Here is a 20,755-nt window from a genome sequence, read left to right on the forward strand (position 1 = left end):
AAAACCATCGCGATGGAAGACGGTCTGCGTTTCGCAATCCGTGAAGGCGGCCGTACCGTTGGTGCTGGCGTCGTAGCTAAAATCATCGAGTGATCTCTTTATTGAGTCAGCTTTGATGAGTTGAAAAAGCCCCCGCTTAGCGGGGGCTTTTTTATTGGGTTGACACCTATCTGGGGCGTCTATAGAATTGCGCCTCCTTTTAACGGGCGTATTGCGCCCGGTGGGAATAGCAGCCGGAGTCTGAAATCCAATGCAAAATCAGCAAATCCGTATCAGGTTGAAGGCTTTTGACCATCGCCTGATCGACCAATCAACCCAGGAAATCGTGGAAACCGCGAAACGTACTGGTGCTCAAGTGCGTGGTCCAATTCCACTGCCTACCCGTAAAGAGCGGTTCACCGTTCTGGTTTCTCCGCACGTCAACAAAGACGCGCGTGACCAGTACGAGATCCGCACTCATAAGCGCGTTCTGGACATCGTCCAGCCAACGGATAAAACCGTTGATGCACTTATGAAGCTTGATCTTGCGGCCGGTGTGGAAGTGCAGATCAGCCTCGGCTAAGACTCGGTCTTGGTCGTGTAACGCTCTGAAATGGGCGGCCATAGCGGGTGAAAGCCCCGTACACTCATGAGGTTTACAACATGACTATTGGTGTAGTCGGTCGTAAAGCGGGTATGACCCGTATTTTCACCGAAGAAGGTGTCTCCATTCCGGTCACGGTCATTGAGATCGAGCCGAATCGCGTCACCCAGTTCAAAACTGAAGAAACCGATGGCTATCGTGCAGTGCAAGTCACTGTCGGCGAGCGTCGTGCTTCCCGTGTAACAGCTGCTCAGGCTGGCCACTTCGCCAAGGCGAACGTTGCCGCTGGTCGTACCGTAATGGAATTCCGCCTTGAAGAAGGCGAGTACCAGGCCGGCGATCTGATCAACGCTGAAATCTTCGCTGCTGGTCAACTGGTTGATGTAACCGGTCAGTCCAAAGGTAAAGGCTTCCAGGGTACGATCAAGCGTTGGAATTTCCGCGGGCAAGATAACACCCACGGTAACTCCGTATCCCACCGCGTCCCAGGCTCTATCGGCCAGTGCCAGACTCCTGGTCGTGTATTCAAGGGCAAAAAAATGTCCGGTCATATGGGCGCTGAGCGCGTGACCGTGCAGTCCCTGGAAGTAGTGCGCGTGGACGCTGAACGCAATCTGTTGCTGGTCAAGGGTGCTGTTCCTGGCGCTACTGGCGGCAACCTGGTTGTACGTCCAGCAGCCAAGGCTCGCGGTTAAGGGGAAGCTGACATGCAATTAAATGTAAATGACGCTCAAGCGATCGAAGTTTCCGAACTGACATTTGGCGGCGAATTCAACGAGACGCTGGTTCACCAAGCAGTCGTGGCCTACATGGCCGGCGGCCGTCAAGGTAGCAAGCAGCAAAAGACCCGTTCCGACGTTCGTGGTGGCGGTAAGCGCCCATGGCGTCAGAAAGGTACTGGCCGTGCTCGTGCCGGTACTATCCGTAGCCCAATCTGGCGCGGCGGCGGCACCACTTTCGCAGCTCGTCCACAGGATCACTCCCAGAAGCTGAACAAGAAGATGTATCGCGCAGCAATGCGTTCCATCCTTGCTGAGCTGGTGCGTACTGATCGTCTGGTCGTGGTTCAGGATTTCGCAGTTGAAACTCCGAAAACCAAAGACCTGCTGGGCAAACTGAGCAACATGAGCCTGACCGACGTTCTGATCGTGTCGGACGCTGTTGATCAGAACCTGTACCTGGCTGCTCGCAACCTGCCACACGTAGATGTACGTGACGTGCAAGGTTCCGATCCAGTTAGTCTGATCGCATACGACAAGGTGTTGATCACCGTGTCGGCCGTGAAGAAATTCGAGGAGCTGCTGGGATGAACCAGGAACGCGTATTTAAAGTTCTGCTTGGCCCGCACGTTTCCGAGAAGGCTACGGTTCTGGCAGACAAGAAAGGCCAGTTCGTTTTCAAGGTTGCTACTGACGCAACCAAGCTGGAAATCAAGAAGGCCGTCGAAAGCCTGTTCAGCGTGAAAGTTGAGCGTGTTACTACCCTGAACGTTCTGGGTAAGAGCAAGCGCACCGCTCGCGGTCTGGGCAAGCGTAATGACTGGAAGAAGGCAGTTATCTCCCTTCAGCCAGGCCAAGATCTCGATTTCAGCAGCAGTGCTGAGTAAGGAAGGGGTGCATCATGGCAATCGTTAAATGCAAACCGACTTCCCCTGGCCGCCGTTTTGTGGTCAAGGTGGTCAACCAGGAGCTGCATAAAGGCGCTCCTCACGCACCGCTGCTCGAGAAAAAATCGAAGTCTGGTGGTCGTAACAATAATGGCCGTATTACCACTCGTCACATCGGTGGTGGTCATAAGCAGCATTACCGTATGGTCGATTTCCGTCGCAACGACAAAGATGGCATCGTCGCCACTGTCGAGCGTATCGAATACGATCCAAACCGTACTGCTCACATCGCACTGCTCTGCTACGCAGACGGCGAACGCCGCTACATCATCGCCCCTAAAGGCGTGAGTGCTGGCGACACGCTGATCGCGGGTGCCCTGGCTCCAATCAAGCCAGGTAACGCTCTGCAACTGCGCAACATTCCAGTCGGTTCTACCGTACACGGCATCGAACTGAAGCCAGGTAAAGGCGCACAGATCGCTCGTTCCGCTGGTGCTTCGGCTCAGCTGATCGCTCGTGAAGGCGTTTACGTGACCCTGCGTCTGCGTTCCGGTGAAATGCGTAAAGTACTGGCTGAGTGCCGTGCGACCCTGGGCGAAGTCTCGAACTCCGAGCACAGCCTGCGTTCGCTGGGTAAAGCTGGTGCCAAGCGCTGGCGTGGCGTTCGCCCAACCGTTCGTGGTGTTGCCATGAACCCGGTTGACCACCCACATGGTGGTGGTGAAGGTCGTACCTCTGGTGGTCGTCATCCGGTATCGCCATGGGGCTTCCCGACTAAGGGCGCGAAGACTCGTGGTAATAAGCGTACCGACAAAATGATCGTCCGTCGTCGCAAGTAAATAGAGGGATACGACAGTGCCACGTTCTCTGAAAAAAGGTCCTTTTATTGATCTTCACCTACTGAAGAAGATCGAAGTGGCGGCGGAAAAGAACGATCGCAAACCAATTAAGACTTGGTCGCGTCGTTCGATGATCCTGCCACAAATGGTCGGTCTGACCATCGCTGTACACAACGGTCGTCAGCACGTCCCAGTTCTCGTAAACGAAGACATGGTCGGCCACAAACTGGGCGAGTTCGCCGGTACCCGCACTTATCGCGGGCACGTGGCAGACAAGAAAGCCAAGCGTTAAGGGGTAAGGAAATGGAAGTAGCCGCTAAGTTGTCGGGCGCTCGAATCTCCGCCCAGAAAGCCCGCTTGGTCGCCGACCAGATCCGCGGGAAGAAGGTGGGCGAAGCGCTCAACCTGTTGGCTTTCAGCAGTAAGAAAGCCGCCGAGATCATGAAAAAAGTGCTGGAGTCGGCCGTAGCCAACGCCGAGCATAACGAAGGCGCAGACGTTGATGACCTGAAGGTCAGCACCGTTTTCGTCAACGAAGGGCGTTCGCTGAAGCGCATCATGCCACGTGCCAAAGGCCGTGCTGATCGCATCGTCAAGCGGTCTTGCCATATCACTGTCAAGGTTGCTGACAAGTAACGGAGTCGAAGAGATGGGTCAGAAAGTACATCCCATTGGCATTCGCCTGGGAATCGTCAAGGAGCACACCTCCGTCTGGTACGCAGACGGTCGGACTTATGCGGACTACTTGTTCGCTGATCTGAAGGTGCGTGAATACCTCCAAGACAAACTAAAAAGCGCGTCCGTAAGCCGTATCGATATCCATCGTCCGGCCCAAACTGCACGCATCACCATCCACACCGCTCGTCCAGGTATCGTTATCGGGAAGAAAGGTGAAGATGTTGAGAAACTGCGTCAGGACCTGACCAAGCAAATGGGTGTGCCTGTGCACATCAATATCGAAGAGATCCGCAAGCCGGAACTCGACGGTATGCTGGTTGCGCAGAGCGTAGCTCAGCAGCTGGAGCGTCGTGTAATGTTCCGTCGCGCCATGAAGCGCGCTGTACAGAACGCCATGCGCATTGGTGCCAAAGGCATCAAAATCCAAGTGAGCGGTCGTCTCGGCGGTGCTGAAATCGCACGTACTGAATGGTATCGCGAAGGTCGTGTGCCACTGCACACCCTGCGTGCCGACATCGACTATGCCAACTACGAAGCTCACACCACTTACGGTGTGATCGGTGTAAAGGTTTGGATCTTCAAAGGCGAAGTAATTGGTGGTCGCCAAGAAGAGCTGAAGCCACAAGCACCAGCGCCTCGTAAAAAAGCTGCTAAGTAAGGGGTACGCCAAATGTTGCAACCTAAGCGTACGAAGTTCCGCAAGCAGATGACCGGCCACAACCGTGGTCTGGCACTGCGCGGTAGCAAAGTCAGCTTCGGCGAGTTCGCGCTGAAGTCTGTAGCTCGTGGTCGTCTCACCGCTCGTCAGATCGAGTCAGCGCGTCGTGCTCTGACCCGTCACGTAAAACGTGGCGGCAAGATCTGGATCCGTGTATTCCCGGACAAGCCGATCTCCAAGAAACCTCTCGAGGTTCGTATGGGTAAAGGTAAGGGTAACGTGGAGTACTGGGTTGCCCAGATTCAGCCAGGCAAAGTCCTGTATGAAATCGAGGGTGTTTCTGAAGAGCTGGCGCGTGAGGCTTTCGCCCTGGCTGCTGCAAAGCTGCCGCTCGCCACCTCCTTTGTTAAACGGACGGTGATGTGATGAAAGCGAATGAACTTCGTGAAAAATCCGCACAGCAGCTGAACGAGCAACTGCTCGGCTTGCTGCGCGACCAGTTCAATCTGCGCATGCAGAAAGCAACTGGCCAGTTGGGGCAGTCTCATCTGCTCTCGCAAGTTAAGCGTGACATCGCTCGCGTGAAGACTGTGCTCAACCAGCAGGCAGGTAAGTGATCATGGCTGAAGCCGAAAAAACTGTCCGTACGCTGACTGGCCGTGTTGTCAGCGACAAGATGGACAAAACCATCACCGTTCTGATCGAGCGTCGCGTTAAGCACCCGATCTACGGTAAATACGTTAAGCGTTCGACTAAGCTGCACGCGCACGACGAAACCAATCAGTGCCACATCGGCGACAAAGTCACTATTCGTGAAACTCGTCCGATGGCCAAGACCAAGTCTTGGGCGCTGGTTGATGTTCTCGAACGCGCTGTGGAAGTCTAAGGGCTAGGGGTCGGAGAAATTATATGATTCAGACTCAATCCATGCTCGATGTGGCCGATAACAGCGGCGCTCGCCGCGTTATGTGCATCAAGGTGCTGGGTGGCTCCCATCGTCGTTACGCTGGTATCGGTGACATCATCAAAGTTACCGTGAAGGAAGCAATTCCTCGCGGTAAGGTGAAAAAAGGCCAAGTGATGACTGCTGTTGTAGTCCGCACTCGTCACGGCGTACGTCGTGCTGATGGCTCCATTATCCGCTTTGATGGCAACGCTGCTGTTCTTCTGAACAACAAGCAAGAGCCGATCGGCACCCGTATCTTTGGGCCAGTGACCCGTGAACTTCGTACTGAGAAGTTCATGAAGATCGTCTCGCTCGCCCCAGAAGTGCTGTAAGGAGATCCGACATGCAAAAGATTCGTCGTGACGACGAGATCATCGTGATCGCCGGCAAAGACAAAGGTAAGCGCGGTAAGGTGCTGAAGGTTCTTGCTGACAACCGTCTGGTTGTTGGTGGTCTGAACCTGGTCAAGCGTCATACCAAGCCTAACCCGATGTCGGGCGTACAGGGCGGTATCGTCGAGAAAGAAGCGCCACTGCACGCTTCCAACGTCGCCATCTTCAACGGCGAAACCAACAAGGCTGACCGCGTTGGTTTCAAAGTAGAAGACGGTAAGAAAATTCGTGTCTTCAAGTCGACCCAAAAAGCGGTTGATGCTTGAACACTGCTAGGTAGAAGACCATGGCACGACTAAAAGAGATTTACCGGAAGGAAATCGCTCCGAAACTTAAGGAAGAACTTAAGCTTTCGAACGTGATGGAAGTTCCGCGCGTTACCAAAATCACCCTGAACATGGGTCTGGGCGAAGCGATCGGCGACAAAAAAGTCATCGAGCACGCTGTTGCTGACCTGGAAAAGATCACCGGCCAGAAAGTCGTTGTGACCTACGCTCGCAAATCCATCGCTGGCTTTAAAGTCCGTGAAGGTTGGCCGATCGGCGTCAAAGTGACCCTGCGCCGTGAGCGTATGTACGAGTTCCTGGATCGTCTGCTGTCGATCTCCCTGCCTCGGGTTCGCGACTTCCGCGGCCTGAATGCCAAGTCCTTCGATGGTCGTGGCAACTACAGCATGGGCGTGAAAGAGCAGATCATTTTCCCGGAAATCGACTACGACAAGATCGATGCTCTCCGCGGTCTGGACATTACCCTGACCACCACTGCCAAGAACGATGATGAAGGCCGCGCTCTGCTGCGTGCTTTCAAATTCCCGTTCCGCAACTGATTGGAGTAGGAAAATGGCCAAGAAGAGCATGAAAAACCGTGAGCTGAAGCGTCAGCTCACCGTTGCCAAGTACGCCACCAAGCGTGCAGCGCTGAAAGCTATCATCGTTGATCTGAACGCAAGTCCAGAAGCGCGTTGGGAAGCTACCGTAGCTCTGCAGAAGCAGCCACGTGACGCAAGCGCCTCGCGCATGCGTAACCGCTGCCGCCTGACTGGTCGTCCGCACGGCGTTTACCGCAAGTTCGGCCTCGGCCGTAACAAACTGCGTGAAGCGGCAATGCGTGGTGACGTTCCAGGTCTGGTTAAAGCCAGCTGGTAATTGCTGTCAAAGTCTCGATGGTCGGGTTCGCAAGAACCTGACCATCGGTGGCCTTGAACATGAATCAAGCCCCTTTTGGGGCTTGATTCATTTCTGGGGTGTGTCTAGAATGACCGGCTCGCCTGAGCCCGTGTTTTTGTACCCGGAATTTCTCGGCGACAAGTAGTAGCCGCAAGGCTAATTTTTCTGTATTAGGAGCGTCTAGCCCATGAGTATGCAGGACCCGTTAGCGGACATGCTAACTCGAATCCGTAATGCCCAGATGGCTGAAAAGTCCGTCGTAAGCATGCCGTCTTCCACGTTGAAGGTGGCTGTAGCAAAAGTCCTGAAGGACGAAGGTTACATCGCGGGTTATCAGATCAGCAGCGAAACCAAACCACTGCTGTCCATCGAGCTGAAATACTTCGAAGGCCGTCCGGTCATCGAGGAAGTGAAGCGCGTTAGCCGTCCAGGCCTGCGTCAGTACAAGTCCGTCGAAGAACTGCCAAAAGTACGTGGCGGTCTCGGTGTGTCTATCGTCTCCACCAACAAAGGTGTGATGACTGATCGTGCTGCGCGCGCTGCCGGTGTCGGCGGCGAAGTTCTTTGCACTGTGTTCTAAGGGGGGATAAGCATGTCTCGCGTCGCTAAGAACCCCGTTAAGCTGCCAGCCGGTGTCGAAGTAAAATTCGCAGGCCAACAGCTTTCGGTGAAGGGTGCCAAGGGTACTCTTGAACTGAACGTCCATTCGTCCGTTGAAGTCGTTGAAGAAGCCGGTGAGCTGCGTTTTGCTGCTCGCAATGGCGATCAACAGACTCGCGCAATGGCCGGTACCACTCGTGCGTTGGTAAACAACATGGTCCAGGGCGTAAGCCAAGGCTTCGAGCGCAAGCTCCAGCTGGTTGGTGTTGGTTACAAAGCGCAAGCAAAAGGTCAGGTGCTGAACCTGGCTCTTGGCTTCTCGCACCCAGTGGATTACGAACTGCCGGAAGGCATCACCGCTGAGACTCCTAGCCAGACCGATATCCTGATCAAGGGCATCGACAAGCAGCTGGTAGGTCAAGTGGCCGCCGAGATCCGCGACTTCCGTCCACCAGAGCCGTACAAAGGCAAAGGTGTGCGCTACGCGGACGAAGTCGTCCGTCGTAAAGAAGCCAAGAAGAAGTAGGGCATAGCAAATGACCGACAAAAAAGTTACTCGACTGCGTCGCGCTCGCAAAGCACGCCTGAAAATGCACGAACTCGAAGTCGTGCGTCTCTGCGTGTTCCGCTCTTCGCAGCACATCTACGCCCAGGTCATTTCGGCCGACGGCAACAAAGTCCTGGCAAGCGCCTCGACTTTGGATAAAGAACTGCGTGATGGCGCCACTGGCAACATCGACGCGGCCACTAAGGTTGGCCAGCTGGTCGCTACGCGTGCTAAGGCCGCTGGCGTCTCGCAGGTGGCTTTCGACCGCTCTGGCTTCAAGTACCACGGCCGCGTTAAAGCGCTGGCTGATGCTGCTCGTGAAGCTGGGCTGGAGTTCTAAGTTATGTCAAATAACGACCAAAAGCGCGACGAAGGCTACATCGAGAAGCTGGTTCAAGTTAACCGCGTAGCCAAAACCGTTAAAGGCGGCCGTATCTTCACTTTCACCGCGTTGACCGTGGTTGGTGATGGTAAAGGGCGTGTTGGCTTCGGCCGTGGCAAGTCGCGTGAAGTGCCTGCTGCGATCCAGAAGGCAATGGAAGCTGCTCGCCGCAACATGATCCAGGTTGATCTGAACGGCACCACTCTGCAGTACGCAATGAAGTCTGCCCATGGCGCTTCGAAGGTGTACATGCAGCCTGCTTCTGAAGGTACCGGTATCATCGCTGGCGGCGCTATGCGTGCTGTCCTCGAAGTTGCTGGCGTTCAGAACGTTCTGGCCAAGTGCTACGGCTCGACTAACCCAGTAAACGTGGTTCACGCCACTTTCAAGGGTCTGAAGGCTATGCAGTCTCCTGAATCCATTGCAGCCAAGCGTGGCCTGCGTGTTGAGGAGATCAAGTAATCATGGCTACCGTTAAAGTTACGCTGATCAAAAGCATGACCGGCCGCATCCCTAACCACAAACTGTGCGTTAAGGGTCTGGGTCTGCGTCGCATCGGTCACACTGTAGAAGTCCAGGATACTCCCGAGAATCGCGGGATGATCAACAAGGCTTACTACATGCTGCGTGTCGAGGGTTAATCGATGAAACTCAATGATCTGAGTCCAGCGCCGGGTTCCCGTCGCGAAAAGCATCGTCCGGGCCGTGGTATCGGTAGTGGTTTGGGTAAGACTGGTGGCCGTGGTCACAAAGGTCAGACTTCCCGCTCCGGTGGCACCATTGCTCCAGGCTTTGAAGGCGGTCAACAGCCGCTGCATCGTCGCCTGCCGAAGTTCGGTTTCGTTTCCCTGAAAGCCATGGATCGCGCAGAAGTGCGTCTGTCCGAGCTGGCTAAAGTGGAAGGCGACATCGTCACCGTGCAGTCCCTGAAAGATGCCAACGTGATCAACGTCAACGTACAGCGTGTGAAAATCATGCTGTCCGGTGAAGTGACTCGCGCTGTCACTATCGGCAAGGGAATCGGCGCCACCAAAGGTGCGCGTGCGGCTATCGAAGCAGCTGGCGGCAAGTTCGAGGAATAAATGGCTAAGCAAGGTGCTCTCTCTGCGCTCGGCAAAGGCGGTATGTCTGAACTTTGGGCTCGTCTGCGTTTTCTGTTCCTGGCGATTATCGTCTACCGAATAGGCGCACACATCCCGGTTCCAGGTATCAACCCGGACCGACTCGCAGACCTGTTTCGACAGAATGAGGGGACCATTCTTAGCTTGTTCAACATGTTTTCCGGCGGCGCGCTGGAGCGGATGAGCATCTTTGCACTGGGGATCATGCCGTACATTTCGGCATCGATCATCATGCAGTTGATGACCGCCGTCAGCCCGCAGCTGGAGCAGTTGAAGAAGGAAGGTGAAGCTGGCCGTCGCAAGATCAGCCAGTACACCCGCTACGGCACCGTCGTCCTCGCTCTCGTTCAGGCCATTGGCATGTCCATTGGTCTGGCGGGGCAGGGCGTTGCGTTCACTGGTGACTTTGGCTTCCATTTCGTCGCGGTCTCCACGTTTGTGGCTGGCGCGATGTTCATGATGTGGCTGGGTGAGCAGATTACTGAGCGTGGTGTAGGCAACGGTATCTCGATGTTGATTTTTTCGGGTATCGTCGCCGGTCTTCCGAGAGCAATCGGGCAGTCTTTCGAGTCTGCGCGTCAGGGCGATATCAACATCTTCGCTTTGGTTGCCATCGGTTTGCTGGCAGTAGCGATTATCGGTTTCGTGGTGTTCATTGAGCGTGGTCAGCGTCGTATCGCTGTTCACTACGCCAAGCGTCAGCAGGGCCGCAAGGTTTTTGCTGCGCAGACAAGCCACTTGCCGCTGAAGGTGAACATGGCCGGTGTTATTCCGGCTATTTTCGCGAGCAGCATTTTGCTGTTCCCGGCTTCGTTGGGTGCCTGGTTCGGTCAGTCTGAAGGTATGGGCTGGTTGCAGGACATCTCGCAGTCGATCGCTCCTGGTCAGCCGTTGAATATTCTGCTGTTTAGTGCAGGGATTATTTTCTTCTGCTTCTTCTATACGGCGTTGATGTTCAATCCGAAAGACGTAGCGGAAAACCTGAAGAAGTCCGGTGCCTTTATTCCGGGCATCCGTCCAGGTGAGCAGTCCGCACGCTATATTGATGGCGTTTTGACTCGCTTGACCATGTTCGGTGCTCTTTACATGACGGCCGTGTGCTTGTTGCCCCAGTTCCTGGTGGTTGCAGCAAACGTTCCGTTCTACCTTGGCGGGACCTCGTTGCTGATCGTGGTCGTGGTTGTGATGGACTTCATGTCCCAAGTACAATCGCACCTCGTTTCGCACCAGTACGAATCCCTGATGAAGAAAGCCAACCTGAAGGGTTACGGCAGCGGCATGTTGCGCTGAGTACCCATAAGGTTCGAGGAGTTGGTGATGAAAGTTCGTGCATCGGTGAAAAAGCTGTGCCGTAACTGCAAGATTATTCGCCGCGAAGGTGTTGTTCGAGTAATTTGCAGCGCGGAACCGCGTCACAAACAGCGCCAAGGCTGAGTGTGATTGTGCTTCAAGCCCGGTAGCTAGTGCGCTACCGGGTTGATTATTTGTTATTACAGCGATATTATCTCGCGCCCTATTTCTTGGCTTCCGGGGCGTAGGTAGCTGTCAATTGGAGTCCCACTGAATGGCCCGTATTGCAGGCGTTAACATTCCAGATAACAAGCATACTGTTATCTCGCTGACCTACATCTATGGTGTTGGTCGCACTACTGCACAGAAGATCTGTGCAGAGACTGGGGTAAACCCAGCCGCAAAGATCAAGGATCTGAGCGACGAGCAGATTGAACAGCTGCGTGGCGAAGTGGCGAAGTTCACCACTGAAGGTGACCTGCGTCGCGAAATCAACATGAAAATCAAGCGCTTGATGGACCTCGGTTGCTATCGCGGTCTGCGTCATCGTCGTGGTCTGCCAGTACGCGGTCAGCGTACCAAGACCAACGCGCGTACCCGTAAAGGTCCGCGTAAGCCGATCCGCAAGTAATCGCCCCAGCGAATCGACAGGAATTTAATCATGGCAAAACCTGCTGCTCGTCCTCGTAAAAAAGTTAAAAAGACAGTGGTTGATGGCATCGCCCACATCCATGCTTCTTTTAACAACACCATCGTGACCATCACCGACCGTCAAGGTAACGCTCTTTCCTGGGCTACCTCCGGTGGTTCGGGTTTCCGCGGTTCCCGCAAGTCCACCCCGTTCGCTGCTCAAGTAGCTGCTGAGCGTGCTGGTCAAGCTGCGCTGGAATACGGCCTGAAAAACCTCGACGTGAACGTCAAGGGTCCAGGTCCAGGTCGTGAATCCGCAGTCCGCGCTTTGAACGGCTGTGGCTACAAGATCGCCAGCATCACCGACGTGACGCCAATCCCGCACAACGGGTGCCGTCCGCCGAAGAAGCGCCGCGTGTAATCCAGGAGATTGTAAAGAATGGCTCGTTACATTGGTCCAAAATGCAAACTCGCTCGTCGCGAAGGCACCGATCTCTTCCTGAAGAGCGGCGTGCGCGCGATCGAATCGAAGTGCAACATTGAAGCAGCACCTGGTATCCACGGCCAACGCCGCGGTCGCCAGTCCGACTACGGCACCCAGCTGCGTGAAAAGCAGAAGGTCCGTCGTATCTACGGCGTTCTCGAGCGTCAGTTCAGCGGCTACTACAAAGAAGCTGCTGGCAAGAAAGGTGCAACCGGTGAAAACCTGCTGCAACTGCTCGAATGCCGTCTGGACAACGTTGTATACCGTATGGGCTTTGGTTCGACTCGTGCCGAATCCCGTCAGCTGGTATCGCACAAGTCGATCAGCGTTAACGGTCAGACCGTAAACGTTCCGTCCTACCAGGTTCGTGCTGGTGACGTGGTTGCTGTTCGCGAGAAAGCAAAAAACCAACTTCGCATTGTCCAAGCTCTCGATCTGTGTGCCCAACGTGGCCGCGTAGAATGGGTAGAAGTAGACACTGAGAAGAAGTCGGGCGTTTTCAAGAACGTTCCTGCTCGCAGTGATCTGTCCGCCGACATCAACGAAAGCCTGATTGTCGAGCTCTACTCCAAGTAAGGGCTAGAAAATAGGTGCATCCATGCAGATTTCGGTAAATGAGTTCCTGACACCCCGCCACATTGATGTGCAGGTTGTCAGTCCAACCCGCGCCAAGATCACTCTCGAGCCTCTCGAGCGTGGTTTTGGCCACACCCTGGGCAACGCGCTGCGCCGCATCCTGTTGTCCTCAATGCCCGGCTGCGCAGTAGTCGAGGCCGAGATTGACGGTGTGCTCCACGAGTACAGCGCCATCGAAGGTGTACAGGAAGACGTAATTGAAATCCTGTTGAACCTTAAAGGTCTGGCCATCAAGCTGCACGGTCGTGACGAAGTTACGCTGACCTTGTCGAAGAAGGGTTCGGGGGTGGTTACCGCTGCCGATATTCAGCTGGATCATGATGTCGAGATCGTTAATCCCGATCACGTAATCGCTAACCTGGCGTCTAACGGCGCCCTGAACATGAAGCTCACCGTAGCTCGTGGTCGTGGTTATGAACCAGCAGACTCGCGTCAGAGCGATGAAGACGAAAGCCGCAGCATCGGTCGCTTGCAGCTCGACTCTTCGTTCAGCCCGGTTCGCCGTATCGCATACGTGGTGGAAAACGCCCGTGTCGAGCAGCGTACCAACCTGGACAAGCTGGTTATTGATCTGGAAACCAACGGTACTCTGGATCCTGAAGAGGCTATCCGCCGCGCTGCAACCATTCTGCAACAGCAGTTGGCTGCGTTCGTCGACCTCAAGGGTGACAGTGAGCCAGTGGTTGTCGAGCAGGAAGACGAGATCGATCCGATCCTGCTTCGCCCGGTTGACGATCTGGAACTGACTGTACGTTCGGCTAACTGCCTTAAGGCGGAAAACATCTACTACATCGGCGACCTGATTCAGCGTACCGAAGTAGAGCTGTTGAAGACTCCGAACCTGGGCAAGAAATCCTTGACTGAAATCAAGGACGTTCTGGCCTCCCGCGGTCTGTCCCTCGGCATGCGCCTCGACAACTGGCCGCCTGCAAGTCTTAAGAAGGACGACAAGGCGACTGCCTGATCGTCGTAATCACCGAACGTAGTGTTTGGTAAGGAATGAACCATGCGTCATCGTAAAAGTGGGCGTCACCTGAGCCGCACCAGCTCGCACCGCAAGGCCATGTTCCAGAACATGGCGGTGTCGCTGTTCGAGCACGAGCTGATCAAAACTACTCTGCCAAAAGCCAAAGAACTGCGCCGCGTTGCCGAGCCGCTGATCACTCTGGCCAAGACAGACAGCGTTGCTAACCGTCGTCTGGCTTTCGACCGTACTCGTTCGAAAGCTATCGTTGGTAAGCTCTTCAACGACCTGGGCAAGCGTTACGCTACCCGTGAGGGTGGCTACCTGCGCATCCTCAAGTGCGGTTTCCGCGCTGGCGACAACGCGCCTATGGCGTACGTCGAACTGGTTGATCGTGCTGTCGGCGGTGAAGCTGTATCCGCTGAGTAAGACATCAGTCTGAAACAAGGAACCGGGCCTAGTGCCCGGTTTTTTGTGCCTGTAAGAAATGCGCGGTTCGTACAAGCTTCTACCCTGTTTGGTCCTGCACTATGTGCGGGGATTCGTCGTTAGTTTTTTTCTATTGATGACCATAAGTTAATGAATTTGTGGCTGTCATATTGATGATCGATACTCCCCAGCAAGCCGATTAGCCGGCAGTTCAAGACCGATAGAGGATGAAGATCGCATGAGCCAGAACAAGACGCTTACGACCGCCAGTGGCGCACCTGTCGCTGATAACCAGAACTCTCGCTCCGCCGGCCCTCGTGGTCCGTTGCTGCTCGATGATTTCCACCTGATCGAGAAGCTTGCTCACTTCAACCGGGAAAACATTCCCGAGCGTCGAGTTCACGCTAAAGGTTCCGGCGCATACGGCACTTTCACGGTCACTCGCGACATTACGCAGTACACCAGCGCCAAGCTGTTCTCTGCTGTCGGCAAGCAGACCCCGACCTTCCTGCGTTTTTCAACGGTGGGTGGCGAGCGTGGCTCGGCCGACACCGAGCGCGATCCGCGTGGCTTCGCCCTCAAGTTCTACACCGAAGAAGGCAACTGGGACATCGTCGGCAACAACACGCCGGTGTTCTTCATTCGCGATCCGCTGAAATTTCCTGACTTTATCCACACCCAGAAACGCCTGCCGCAAAGCAACCTGAAAAGCGCGCAGATGATGTGGGACTTCTGGTCGCATTCGCCTGAAGCGCTGCACCAGGTCACGATCCTGTTCTCCGATCGCGGCATTCCGGACGGCTATCGCCACATGCACGGTTTCGGCAGCCACACCTACAGCCTGATCAGCGCTCAAGGCGAGCGTCACTGGGTGAAGTGGCACTACAAGACCAAGCAAGGGATCAAGAACCTCGCGCCGGCAGACGCGGCACGTTTGGCGGGCACAGATCCCGATTACGCTCAGCGCGATCTGTTCGAAGCCATCGAGCGTGGTGACTTCCCGAAATGGAGCGTGTGTATCCAGATCATGACCGAGGCCCAGGCCGCTGCTCACTACGAGAACCCATTCGACGTGACCAAAACCTGGTCGCAGAAGGAGTTTCCACTGATTGAAGTGGGTGAGCTGGAACTGAACCGCAATCCGCTCAACTACTTTGCCGAAGTCGAGCAAGCTGCGTTCGGTCCAAGCAACATGGTGCCTGGCGTAGGTCTGTCGCCGGATCGCATGCTGCAAGGTCGAGTCTTCGCATACGCCGATGCCCACCGCTACCGCGTAGGCACCAACCACCAGCAACTGCCGGTGAACGCTCCGCGCAGCCCGGTGAATACTTACCAGCGCGACGGTTCGATGGCATTCGGCAGCAACGGTGGGGCCGCGCCGAACTACGAGCCGAACAGCTACGTAGCGTCGCCGAAACAAGCGCCGCACTATGCCGAACCTGCACTGGCGTTGAGTGGCGCGGCTGATCGCTACGATCACCGCGAAGACACCGACTACTACAGCCACGCCGGTGCGCTGTTCCGCTTGATGAGCGACGAACAGAAAGCGTTGCTGGTCAGCAATATCGCCGGCGCGATGGCGGGTGTATCGAGTGATGTTGTCGACCGTCAGTTGCAGCATTTCCACAAGGCCGACCCGGCGTACGGAGAAGCGATCGCAACGCTGCTCAACGTACAGCTTAACGAAGTCTAAACGAGAAGCAGAACCGCCCTCATTAGGGCGGTTTTTGCGTTATTTAGGCTGCTTTTCTCAGAATATCTTCGCTTTTATTGCGCGAAGTGAGTGACCTTCCAGTCAGGTTGGTTCAAACTACAGACTTTCAAGCAGGGAGATGTAGGGCGATGCAAGGCCACCCAGACGTTATCGATTACCTCAACACGTTGCTGACCGGCGAACTGGCCGCGCGTGACCAATATTTCGTTCACTCGCGGATGTATGAGGACTGGGGATTCACCAAGCTCTACGAACGAATCAACCACGAGATGGAAGAAGAGGCCGGTCACGCCGATGCGCTGATGCGCCGGATTCTGATGCTCGAAGGCACTCCGCGCATGCGCCCGGATGACCTGGATGTCGGTACCACGGTAGAGACCATGCTCGAAGCGGATCTGCGCCTTGAGTACAAGGTTCGTGCTGCACTGTGCAAAGGCATCGAGCTGTGTGAAAAGAATGGCGACTATGTCAGCCGCGATATCCTCAAGCTTCAGTTGCATGACACCGAAGAAGATCACACCTACTGGCTTGAAAAGCAGCTGGGCCTGATCAAGCTGATCGGTATCCAGAACTACCTGCAATCTCATACATCCTGATTGCAACCGCTACAAAAAAGCCCCTGTCACTGACGAAGTGACAGGGGCTTTTTCATGCCCGGCGATCAGGCCCGATCGCGGATCAACAGCGGCTTGAGGTAATGCCCGGTGTGAGATTGCTTCATCTCGGCCACTTCCTCGGGCGTACCGGTGGCGATGATCTGCCCACCTTTCGAACCACCCTCGGGGCCGAGATCCACCAGCCAGTCGGCCGTCTTGATCACGTCGAGGTTGTGCTCGATCACCACCACGGTGTTGCCGTGGTCGCGCAGGCGATGCAGTACGTCGAGCAATTGCTGGATATCCGCGAAGTGCAGACCGGTGGTCGGCTCGTCGAGGATGTACAGGGTCTTGCCGGTATCGCGTTTGGACAGCTCGCGAGACAACTTGACCCGCTGGGCTTCACCACCGGACAGCGTGGTCGCCGACTGGCCGAGCTTGATGTACGACAGGCCTACATCCATCAGTGTTTGCAGCTTGCGCGCCAGCGCCGGCACCGCGTCGAAGAACTCCCGCGCTTCCTCGATGGTCATCTCGAGGGTTTCGTGGATGCTCTTGCCCTTGTATTTGATCTCCAGGGTTTCGCGGTTGTAGCGCTTGCTCTTGCACACGTCACACGGAACGTAGATGTCCGGCAAGAAGTGCATTTCCACCTTGATCAGGCCGTCGCCCTGGCAGGCTTCGCAACGACCGCCCTTGACGTTGAACGAGAAACGCCCCGGGCCGTAACCACGGGAGCGGGACTCGGGTACGCCGGCGAACAGTTCGCGAATCGGTGTGAACAGCCCGGTATAGGTCGCCGGGTTGGAGCGTGGCGTACGGCCGATCGGGCTCTGGTCGATGTCGACGACTTTGTCCAGATGCTCCAGGCCTTTGATGCTGTCGTGGGCTGCTGCTTCCAGGGTGGTCGCGCCGTTGAGTGCCGTGGCGCTCAGCGGGAACAGCGTGTTGTTGATCAGCGTCGATTTGCCGGAACCGGAAACACCCGTCACACAAGTCAGCAGGCCGATCGGGATTTCCAGGTCGACGTTGCGCAGGTTGTTGCCCCGCGCACCCTTGAGTGACAGCACCTGCTTCTTGTTGCGTGGTGTGCGCTTGGCCGGCACTTCAATCTTGACCCGGCCCGACAGGTATTTGCCGGTCAGCGAATCCGGGTGCGCCATGACTTCGTCCGGCGTGCCTTCTGCGACGATCTGCCCGCCATGAACCCCGGCGCCCGGGCCGATATCCACTACGTAGTCAGCGAGACGGATCGCGTCTTCGTCATGCTCGACCACGATCACCGTATTGCCGATGTCGCGCAGGTGCTTGAGGGTGCCGAGCAGGCGGTCATTGTCGCGCTGGTGCAGACCAATGGACGGTTCATCAAGGATATAGAGAACACCTACAAGGCCCGCGCCGATCTGACTGGCCAGACGAATCCGCTGTGCCTCGCCGCCAGACAACGTGTCGGCACTGCGATCCAGCGACAGATAGTCGAGACCGACATTGACCAGAAACTGCAGGCGCTCGCGGATCTCCTTGAGAATCTTGTCGGCGATTTCGCCACGGCGGCCGGTCATCTTCAACGCGCCGAAGTAATCGCAGGCGTCGCCGATCGGCAGGTTGGTCACTGCCGGCAGGGTTTTCTCGCCGACCCACACGTGCCGCGCTTCGCGACGCAGGCGGGTGCCACGGCAATCCGGGCAGGACTGAGTGCTGAGGAACTTCGCCAGTTCTTCGCGCACGCTCGCCGATTCGGTTTCGCGGTAGCGACGCTCGAGGTTCGGCACGATGCCTTCGAACGGGTGCGAGCGCTTGACGATGTCGCCGCGGTCGTTGAGGTATTTGAAATCGACGTTCTGTGAGCCGCTGCCGTGCAGGATGTATTTCTGCTGGTCGGCCGGCAGCTCATTGAAAGGCTGCTCCAGGCTGAAACCGTAGTGCGCGGCCAGTGAGCCGAGCATCTGGAAGTAATAGACGTTGCGCCGGTCCCAGCCGCGTATCGCACCTTCGGCCAGCGTGAGCTCGCCGTTGACCAGACGCTTGATATCGAAGAACTGCTTCACACCCAGACCGTCGCAGGTCGGGCAGGCGCCGGCCGGGTTGTTGAAGGAAAACAGTTTGGGTTCCAGCTCGCTGATCGCGTGGCCGCAGATCGGGCAGGCGAAGCGCGCGGAGAAGATCATCTCTTCGCCTGGCTCATCGTCCATCGGTGCTACCAGGGCGATGCCGTCCGCCAGTTTGAGCGCGGTCTCGAAGGACTCGGCCAGGCGTTGCTGCAGGTCGGCGCGAACTTTGAAGCGGTCGACGATCACATCGATCGAGTGCTTCTTCTGTTTGTCCAGCTTCGGCAGTTCATCGAGTTCGCAAATGCGGCCGTTGACCCGAGCCCGGACGAAACCTTGTGCACGCAGCTCTTCGAACACCGACAAGTGCTCGCCCTTGCGCTCGCGAATCACCGGCGCCAGCAGCATCAGCTTGCTGCCTTCCGGCTGGGCCAGTACCAGGTCGACCATCTGACTGACGGTCTGCGCTTCCAGCGGAATGTCGTGATCCGGGCAGCGCGGCGTACCGACGCGTGCATAAAGCAGACGCAGGTAGTCGTAGATTTCAGTGATGGTGCCGACCGTGGAGCGCGGGTTGTGCGAGGTCGACTTCTGTTCGATGGAGATCGCCGGCGACAGGCCTTCGATGGTGTCGACGTCGGGTTTTTCCATCATCGACAGGAACTGCCGGGCATAGGCCGACAGTGATTCGACATAGCGGCGCTGACCTTCGGCGTACAGCGTGTCGAAGGCCAGGGACGACTTGCCGGATCCGGACAGGCCGGTGATGACGATCAGTTTGTCCCGTGGCAGGGTCAGGTCGATGTTCTTCAGGTTGTGGGTGCGGGCCCCACGAATCAGGATCTTGTCCAAAATGGCCTCGCTCGGCGGGCGTCGAAAACACAGGAGTATACGGCCAAATACTGGATGGATGCACACTATCAAGTGAAGGGTTTTTTGCCTTACATGAAGAGAGTTTCATCTGTACGCGTCAAAGCGTCGCGATATACCCCGTCTCTCGATGGGACTGGTAGAATCGCCGCCGGTTCACACGAGGTTTTTCCATGCACGATCCCCACAGCGAACGCATGAGTGGCAGCGAGACCCGCGCGGCGAGCGGTCTGGCCCTGGTGTTCGCCTTCCGTATGCTTGGCATGTTCATGGTGTTGCCGGTACTGGCGACCTACGGCATGGATCTGGCAGGAGCGACCCCGGCCCTGATCGGGCTGGCGATCGGCGCTTACGGCCTGACCCAGGCGATTTTCCAGATTCCATTCGGGATCATTTCCGACCGCATCGGCCGGCGTCCGGTGATTTACCTGGGGCTGATCGTCTTCGCCCTCGGCAGCGTGCTGGCGGCTCAGGCCGATTCGATCTGGGGCGTGATTGCCGGGCGGATCCTGCAGGGTGCCGGCGCGATTTCTGCGGCGGTCATGGCCTTGCTCTCCGACCTGACCCGCGAACAGCACCGCACCAAAGCCATGGCCATGATCGGCATGACCATCGGCCTGTCGTTCGCCGTGGCGATGGTGGTCGGCCCGCTGCTGACTCGTGCATTCGGCTTGTCTGGCCTGTTCCTCGCCACCGGTGGCATGGCACTGGTCGGGATCGTGATCGTGATGTTCATGGTGCCGAAATCCACCGGGCCGCTGAGCCACCGCGAGTCCGGCGTGGCGCGTCAGGCGTTGATGCCGACGCTCAAGCACCCGGATCTGCTGCGGCTGGACCTGGGCATTTTTGTGTTACATGCGATGTTGATGTCGAGCTTCGTCGCACTGCCTTTGGCGCTGGTCGAAAAGGCCGGTCTGCCCAAGGAGCAGCACTGGTGGGTCTACCTCACCGCGCTGCTGATTTCTTTCTTCGCCATGATCCCGTTCATTATCTACGGCGAGAAGAAACGCAAAATGAAACGAGTTTTGCTCGGCGCCGTGATGACGCTGATGCTCACTGAGCTATTCTTCTGGCAGTTCGGCGACAGCCTGCGGGCTCTGGTGATCGGGACGGTGGTGTTCTTCACCGCGTTCAATCTGCTGGAAGCTTCGCTGCCGTCACTGATCAGCAAGGTTTCACCGGCAGGTGGCAAAGGCACGGCCATGGGCGTGTACTCCACCAGTCAGTTCCTCGGTTCGGCACTCGGCGGGATTCTCGGCGGCTGGATGTTCCAGCATGGCGGTCTGTCGGTTGTGTTCCTCGGATGTGCCGGGCTGGCTGCACTTTGGCTGGCCTTTGCTGTTACCATGCGCGAACCTCCCTACGTGACGAGCCTGCGCCTGCCGTTGTCGCCCGAAGCGATCCGCGAAGCGGGTCTGGTCGAGCGTCTCAAGGCCCTCGTAGGGGTAACTGATGCAGTGATAGTCGCTGATGAAGCGGCGATCTACATCAAACTGGACACCGAATTAATGGATCGCACCACTCTCGAACGCCTGGTGAACAACCCGGCGCAGACTGCGTGCGAAGCCTAGGAGAA

At 56.4% G+C, this 20,755-nt stretch carries 33 protein-coding genes; 32 read left to right on the plus strand and 1 reads right to left on the minus strand.

Annotated features, from left to right (window positions below):
• The 31 genes from AC1Q9F_RS19630 to bfr form a co-directional block, all read left to right on the plus strand.
• On the plus strand, positions 1–93 hold a 93-nt coding region (locus AC1Q9F_RS19630), incomplete at its 5' end, for an EF-Tu C-terminal domain-related protein (protein WP_449118062.1).
• 157 nt (positions 94–250) lie between these two features.
• Positions 251–562 carry a 30S ribosomal protein S10 gene (rpsJ, locus tag AC1Q9F_RS19635; RefSeq protein WP_003186070.1) on the plus strand — a complete coding sequence of 104 codons (312 nt, stop codon included), beginning with the start codon at positions 251–253 and terminating at the stop codon, positions 560–562.
• Positions 563–642: 80 nt separating this feature from the next.
• Positions 643–1,278, plus strand: a complete 636-nt coding sequence (rplC, locus tag AC1Q9F_RS19640) for a 50S ribosomal protein L3 (protein WP_007955641.1) — start codon at positions 643–645, stop codon at positions 1,276–1,278.
• A 12-nt stretch (positions 1,279–1,290) separates the two neighbouring features.
• On the plus strand, positions 1,291–1,893 hold the full coding sequence (gene rplD, locus AC1Q9F_RS19645; RefSeq protein ID WP_433737373.1) for a 50S ribosomal protein L4: 603 nt from the start codon (positions 1,291–1,293) through the stop codon (positions 1,891–1,893).
• A complete protein-coding gene (gene rplW / locus AC1Q9F_RS19650) occupies positions 1,890–2,189 on the plus strand; it encodes a 50S ribosomal protein L23 (RefSeq protein ID WP_002555488.1) in 300 nt (99 codons plus the stop codon). Before rplD ends, rplW begins: the two co-directional genes overlap by 4 nt.
• 14 nt (positions 2,190–2,203) lie before the next feature.
• On the plus strand, positions 2,204–3,028 hold the full coding sequence (gene rplB, locus AC1Q9F_RS19655) for a 50S ribosomal protein L2 (RefSeq protein ID WP_007955640.1): 825 nt from the start codon (positions 2,204–2,206) through the stop codon (positions 3,026–3,028).
• A 16-nt stretch (positions 3,029–3,044) separates the two neighbouring features.
• The gene (gene rpsS / locus AC1Q9F_RS19660) at positions 3,045–3,320 is read left to right on the plus strand and encodes a 30S ribosomal protein S19 (RefSeq protein WP_003228731.1); all 276 of its coding nucleotides are present in this window, start codon (positions 3,045–3,047) and stop codon (positions 3,318–3,320) included.
• Positions 3,321–3,331: 11 nt separating this feature from the next.
• On the plus strand, positions 3,332–3,664 hold the full coding sequence (gene rplV / locus AC1Q9F_RS19665; RefSeq protein WP_003103908.1) for a 50S ribosomal protein L22: 333 nt from the start codon (positions 3,332–3,334) through the stop codon (positions 3,662–3,664).
• Between the two features lie 13 nt (positions 3,665–3,677).
• On the plus strand, positions 3,678–4,364 hold the full coding sequence (gene rpsC, locus AC1Q9F_RS19670; RefSeq protein WP_003176422.1) for a 30S ribosomal protein S3: 687 nt from the start codon (positions 3,678–3,680) through the stop codon (positions 4,362–4,364).
• 12 nt (positions 4,365–4,376) lie between these two features.
• A complete protein-coding gene (gene rplP, locus AC1Q9F_RS19675) occupies positions 4,377–4,790 on the plus strand; it encodes a 50S ribosomal protein L16 (RefSeq protein WP_003228729.1) in 414 nt (137 codons plus the stop codon).
• A complete protein-coding gene (gene rpmC, locus AC1Q9F_RS19680; RefSeq protein ID WP_002555481.1) occupies positions 4,790–4,981 on the plus strand; it encodes a 50S ribosomal protein L29 in 192 nt (63 codons plus the stop codon). Before rplP ends, rpmC begins: the two co-directional genes overlap by 1 nt.
• Positions 4,982–4,983: 2 nt before the next feature.
• Entirely contained in the window at positions 4,984–5,250 is a 267-nt protein-coding gene (gene rpsQ / locus AC1Q9F_RS19685; RefSeq protein WP_003194644.1) for a 30S ribosomal protein S17, read from the plus strand.
• Positions 5,251–5,273: 23 nt separating this feature from the next.
• Entirely contained in the window at positions 5,274–5,642 is a 369-nt protein-coding gene (gene rplN / locus AC1Q9F_RS19690; protein WP_002555479.1) for a 50S ribosomal protein L14, read from the plus strand.
• Positions 5,643–5,653: 11 nt separating this feature from the next.
• Positions 5,654–5,968 (plus strand): 50S ribosomal protein L24, encoded by a 315-nt coding sequence (gene rplX, locus AC1Q9F_RS19695; RefSeq protein WP_003186046.1) that lies wholly within the window; start codon positions 5,654–5,656, stop codon positions 5,966–5,968.
• A 20-nt stretch (positions 5,969–5,988) separates the two neighbouring features.
• Positions 5,989–6,528: a 50S ribosomal protein L5 gene (rplE, locus tag AC1Q9F_RS19700; protein ID WP_003210069.1), complete on the plus strand. Its 540-nt coding sequence runs from the start codon at positions 5,989–5,991 to the stop codon at positions 6,526–6,528.
• Positions 6,529–6,541: 13 nt separating this feature from the next.
• Complete coding sequence (gene rpsN / locus AC1Q9F_RS19705; RefSeq protein ID WP_003228726.1) at positions 6,542–6,847, plus strand: 30S ribosomal protein S14; 306 nt, start codon at positions 6,542–6,544, stop codon at positions 6,845–6,847.
• 208 nt (positions 6,848–7,055) lie between these two features.
• Entirely contained in the window at positions 7,056–7,448 is a 393-nt protein-coding gene (gene rpsH / locus AC1Q9F_RS19710) for a 30S ribosomal protein S8 (RefSeq protein WP_011336171.1), read from the plus strand.
• 12 nt (positions 7,449–7,460) lie between these two features.
• A complete protein-coding gene (gene rplF, locus AC1Q9F_RS19715; RefSeq protein WP_011336170.1) occupies positions 7,461–7,994 on the plus strand; it encodes a 50S ribosomal protein L6 in 534 nt (177 codons plus the stop codon).
• Between the two features lie 10 nt (positions 7,995–8,004).
• On the plus strand, positions 8,005–8,355 hold the full coding sequence (gene rplR, locus AC1Q9F_RS19720; RefSeq protein WP_003186037.1) for a 50S ribosomal protein L18: 351 nt from the start codon (positions 8,005–8,007) through the stop codon (positions 8,353–8,355).
• Positions 8,356–8,358: 3 nt separating this feature from the next.
• Entirely contained in the window at positions 8,359–8,859 is a 501-nt protein-coding gene (gene rpsE / locus AC1Q9F_RS19725) for a 30S ribosomal protein S5 (RefSeq protein WP_007955637.1), read from the plus strand.
• A gap of 2 nt (positions 8,860–8,861) precedes the next feature.
• On the plus strand, positions 8,862–9,038 hold the full coding sequence (rpmD, locus tag AC1Q9F_RS19730; protein WP_003176408.1) for a 50S ribosomal protein L30: 177 nt from the start codon (positions 8,862–8,864) through the stop codon (positions 9,036–9,038).
• A 3-nt stretch (positions 9,039–9,041) separates the two neighbouring features.
• The gene (gene rplO / locus AC1Q9F_RS19735; RefSeq protein WP_003228720.1) at positions 9,042–9,479 is read left to right on the plus strand and encodes a 50S ribosomal protein L15; all 438 of its coding nucleotides are present in this window, start codon (positions 9,042–9,044) and stop codon (positions 9,477–9,479) included.
• Entirely contained in the window at positions 9,480–10,808 is a 1,329-nt protein-coding gene (secY, locus tag AC1Q9F_RS19740; RefSeq protein WP_003228718.1) for a preprotein translocase subunit SecY, read from the plus strand.
• A gap of 27 nt (positions 10,809–10,835) precedes the next feature.
• Positions 10,836–10,952, plus strand: coding sequence for a 50S ribosomal protein L36 (gene rpmJ / locus AC1Q9F_RS19745; protein ID WP_002555468.1), 117 nt, complete (start codon positions 10,836–10,838; stop codon positions 10,950–10,952).
• 130 nt (positions 10,953–11,082) lie between these two features.
• A complete protein-coding gene (gene rpsM, locus AC1Q9F_RS19750) occupies positions 11,083–11,439 on the plus strand; it encodes a 30S ribosomal protein S13 (RefSeq protein WP_009045849.1) in 357 nt (118 codons plus the stop codon).
• A 30-nt stretch (positions 11,440–11,469) separates the two neighbouring features.
• Positions 11,470–11,859: a 30S ribosomal protein S11 gene (rpsK, locus tag AC1Q9F_RS19755; RefSeq protein WP_002555466.1), complete on the plus strand. Its 390-nt coding sequence runs from the start codon at positions 11,470–11,472 to the stop codon at positions 11,857–11,859.
• 18 nt (positions 11,860–11,877) lie between these two features.
• A complete protein-coding gene (rpsD, locus tag AC1Q9F_RS19760) occupies positions 11,878–12,498 on the plus strand; it encodes a 30S ribosomal protein S4 (protein WP_003176404.1) in 621 nt (206 codons plus the stop codon).
• A 22-nt stretch (positions 12,499–12,520) separates the two neighbouring features.
• On the plus strand, positions 12,521–13,522 hold the full coding sequence (locus AC1Q9F_RS19765; RefSeq protein ID WP_003186012.1) for a DNA-directed RNA polymerase subunit alpha: 1,002 nt from the start codon (positions 12,521–12,523) through the stop codon (positions 13,520–13,522).
• A gap of 42 nt (positions 13,523–13,564) precedes the next feature.
• Complete coding sequence (rplQ, locus tag AC1Q9F_RS19770; protein WP_007955635.1) at positions 13,565–13,951, plus strand: 50S ribosomal protein L17; 387 nt, start codon at positions 13,565–13,567, stop codon at positions 13,949–13,951.
• Positions 13,952–14,189: 238 nt separating this feature from the next.
• Positions 14,190–15,644 carry a catalase gene (locus AC1Q9F_RS19775; RefSeq protein ID WP_492620802.1) on the plus strand — a complete coding sequence of 485 codons (1,455 nt, stop codon included), beginning with the start codon at positions 14,190–14,192 and terminating at the stop codon, positions 15,642–15,644.
• A gap of 149 nt (positions 15,645–15,793) precedes the next feature.
• Complete coding sequence (gene bfr / locus AC1Q9F_RS19780; protein ID WP_085733015.1) at positions 15,794–16,261, plus strand: bacterioferritin; 468 nt, start codon at positions 15,794–15,796, stop codon at positions 16,259–16,261.
• 65 nt (positions 16,262–16,326) lie between these two features.
• Here bfr and uvrA read toward each other — a convergent pair whose 3' ends face one another.
• Positions 16,327–19,161: an excinuclease ABC subunit UvrA gene (uvrA, locus tag AC1Q9F_RS19785; RefSeq protein ID WP_492620801.1), complete on the minus strand. Its 2,835-nt coding sequence runs from the start codon at positions 19,159–19,161 to the stop codon at positions 16,327–16,329.
• 191 nt (positions 19,162–19,352) lie between these two features.
• Between uvrA and AC1Q9F_RS19790 the strand changes: the two genes are divergently transcribed.
• Complete coding sequence (locus AC1Q9F_RS19790) at positions 19,353–20,750, plus strand: MFS transporter (protein WP_007955631.1); 1,398 nt, start codon at positions 19,353–19,355, stop codon at positions 20,748–20,750.
• The last annotated feature ends 5 nt before the right edge of the window (positions 20,751–20,755 follow it).

This window comes from Pseudomonas sp. GW823-FHT04A03 (assembly GCF_058796615.1).